The following is a 2,925-nucleotide window of genomic DNA, read 5'->3' as shown; positions in this document are numbered from 1 at the left end:
AGGAATGGGCCGTGTTTCAAACGTTCACGCCCGAGGCGATGGCCGCCTGGCTGCTCGCCACCGCGCAACAGGTGCAGCTGGGCAAGTACCGCAAGCATCCACGTGGCCCGAAGAAACCGGCTCCAACTCGCACCCATGATCCGAAAAAGCCGCCTGTATCCGTCGCGCGATTGCTTGCGCAACGCCAAAGCGGCAAGGCGATAGGAGGTCGCGAGAACGGCCTTCGATAACCGCTCACGAATCGTGACCTTCACAGCCATGGGAGTATGGACAGCCTGCATGAAAAGGCATCCGCTGGGTGTCAGAAAATTTTACAAACAAGAGCCTTTGATCAAGCTGTAGGTGCTATGCTTCAATTGTGCGGAAAAATATTTTTTTATTATTAATTACTTGGTGAGGTTGGCCCGTATTTTGCATTTGCATGATTGCCAAACAACTGTGGATTTTAGGAAATGAATAGAACCTCTAACCCCTCAACATCCCCGAGATTATGTCAGGTAGCTATGGGGCTCGGCTTAATTTTCGGTTCGACGATAGCCAGTGCGGGCATAATCTTTGATCTTACGGATCAGACAAATCGCCAGTCATTTAATGCCAAAATCACGATCAGCGATGTTACGTCTAGTCCGAATACCGTAGAAATCGTTGCGGATATCAGTAACCCGATCAATAACAGCTTAACGAAAGGAGACATCCTGGGTCTGTGGTTTGACTTTGCGGACTTTGATGATCTTGGGTCGGGCCCATTGTTCAGTCCAATCGAAACCAGTCCAACCGCAACCGATTTTGAGTATCTGCTGAGCGAAGACAAAGTACCATCGAAACAACCGTTCAAGGCAGAAAACAATGCCCAGCTTAACGGCGGAGGCATACAAACAAACTGGGATTTCGCTGTTCTAGTCGGCCAAAATGGTTCTGGCGGCGGATTCAACCAAATAGTCTCCTTTCAAATGACGCTTGAAGGACTTGATGAAGACCAGTTTTTGAACATGAGTGCCGGGATGCGGGTGCAATCCATCGAAGGGCCCGGTTTCCCAGGCTCATCGAAGCTGACTGGAACTGGTTATTTCCCGCAGACTGAAGCTGGTGATTCGCCCGCTAGCACTCCAGGCTCAGACAGCGGACCGACCCCTGTGCCAACTCCCAAGACGTTGATGCTATTAGGAATCGGCTCGCTAATGCTCGGCTGGAGTCAAAGACGGAAGGCATAGACCAAATCTGCATTTTTTGCACGTCCAATATACTACGGCCAGCAATTCCCGCTGGCCGCAGCGTCGAGCGGTCGCGGGGGATGTAGCCCGGCGCTGGAGATCAACAGACAAACGCCCACCTCGCTGTAAGGCAGCGAGTTGCTACGGTCGGCTTGTTCTCACCCTCAAACGACACCACGAGCACGCTCGGTCACGGCGGGTGCCTACGAGGTGTCCTGCCCCAAGGCGATCTGCGGTGGGTAGATAATGGATTGATAGAGCACCTCCCAGTTGGGGATCCGGCACAGATCAAAGCGGATGCGGAGCTTGCGCCAGAATCGGACCTTGCTCTTGGCGGGCGTCACGGCCGCCTGGAACAGCCGACAGCAGCGCTGTTGGATCTGATCGATCAGAAACGCCAGCATCATCAGGTGCATGAGCACGGTGCTGAGGTGCTTGTCGCCGTGACCGAAATTGTGCTCGAAGTGGTAGCCTTGGTTTTTGAGGGTGTTGAAGGTCTCGTTTTCGACTTTCCAGCGTGCGCGTGCACCTCGCATCAGGGCCATGAGGTTGGCATCATCGATCGGCAGGTCGGTCACCCAGGAGAAGTGTTGGACCGTGCCGTCGGGGGCGTGCTCCCAGTCTTCGAGGACATTGACCTCCAGGTCGAAGTGGGTGTTGTTCAGTGGCACGCCGTTGAGGTCGCGGAAGCGATGATGGTAGCCGTCCTCGCCGGGCACGCTCACCTCACGGGTCTGCTCGCTCGCGTCCACCCAGTCGAATAAGAAGGTGTGGTCGTGCGCCTTGGCGCCGAGGATGAAGCGCAGATCCAGCGCTTGCAGATGGCGGATGTGTGGTCCATTGGAAGCCAGGCCGTCTTCCACGACGACCAGCTTCAGGTGGGGATGCTCACGACGCACATCGCTCAGCAGGCGCTTGGCGGCGTTGCGCTCGCAGTCGTTCTTGCGCGATCCATCCGGCTTGAGGATGGGCTCGGGAGCCAAGGGAAAGACTTCCCGGCAATCCGGATGCACCAAGACCGCACCGAGCATCTGATGATAGTCGGTGATGGTGCCGTCGCGGTGGTGCTTCTCGGCACACTGATCGCAGTGAACCTTGTGCGAGGAAAAATACCCCGTCCCATCGACCGAGAGCAGATAATGGCCGTCAAGGTAGGCAACCCCCTCCAGCCCCTTGCCACGCTGCAGCTGACTCAGCAAGGCTTTATACAGCGGGCGCACATGACTGGGGTCAAGCTCATCGAGACGCTCGCGCAGGCGGGTGTCGCTCGGGGCCTGCTCAATCCCGTAGAGGGCCTTGAGATTCGCTCGCGTCGTCTCCTCCCGGCAGTCCTGGTCGAACTGCAGCAGCGAGGGATACTTCAACCCGAAGAGCGCTAGCCCTGACATCAGATGATCGACCAAGGCGATGTCGTGACCCGGTGCATCGGGGATTCGACGAAACACCCGATGCGCTTCTTTCAGCAGCCCCTCAATGCTGAGATGCTTGCGGCAAAACGGAGCGCTCATCAGCACCCCCCTCTCAATCCGACACTGAAATGATGCCGGCCAGTCTACCGAGTCGGCGCCAAAAGTCTACGAAGAACTTTTTTTCAGGCTGCTCCAACCGGGCGCATTCCCAATTTTCCGTGTCATGTAGAGGCGGGTATGAAGGATGCATTTGCCATAGTTTTCAGTAAATTCCAGCGCCCGGCCTTGAAGTAGGCGCGAAGCAT

General features: G+C 56.0%; 2 protein-coding genes and 1 pseudogene. 2 read left to right on the top strand and 1 reads right to left on the bottom strand.

Features of this window, described 5'->3' with window-relative positions; genetic code table 11:
- Both G3480_RS25885 and G3480_RS25880 read left to right on the top strand, forming a co-directional pair.
- Positions 1-230 (top strand): annotated as a pseudogene (locus tag G3480_RS25885) (hypothetical protein); the annotation flags it as partial.
- Positions 231-452: 222 nt separating this feature from the next.
- Positions 453-1,211, top strand: coding sequence for a hypothetical protein (locus tag G3480_RS25880; RefSeq protein WP_164657087.1), 759 nt, complete (start codon positions 453-455; stop codon positions 1,209-1,211).
- Between the two features lie 203 nt (positions 1,212-1,414).
- Here G3480_RS25880 and G3480_RS25875 read toward each other — a convergent pair whose 3' ends face one another.
- The gene (locus tag G3480_RS25875; protein WP_164657086.1) at positions 1,415-2,719 is read right to left on the bottom strand and encodes a transposase; all 1,305 of its coding nucleotides are present in this window, start codon (positions 2,717-2,719) and stop codon (positions 1,415-1,417) included.
- Between the last annotated feature and the right edge of the window lie 206 nt (positions 2,720-2,925).

The sequence above is a fragment of the Thiorhodococcus mannitoliphagus genome, from assembly GCF_010915725.1.
Lineage (GTDB): Bacteria > Pseudomonadota > Gammaproteobacteria > Chromatiales > Chromatiaceae > Thiorhodococcus > Thiorhodococcus mannitoliphagus.
The sequence above is the reverse complement of the archived record's forward strand: the minus strand, read 5'-3'. Positions and strand labels throughout refer to the sequence as shown.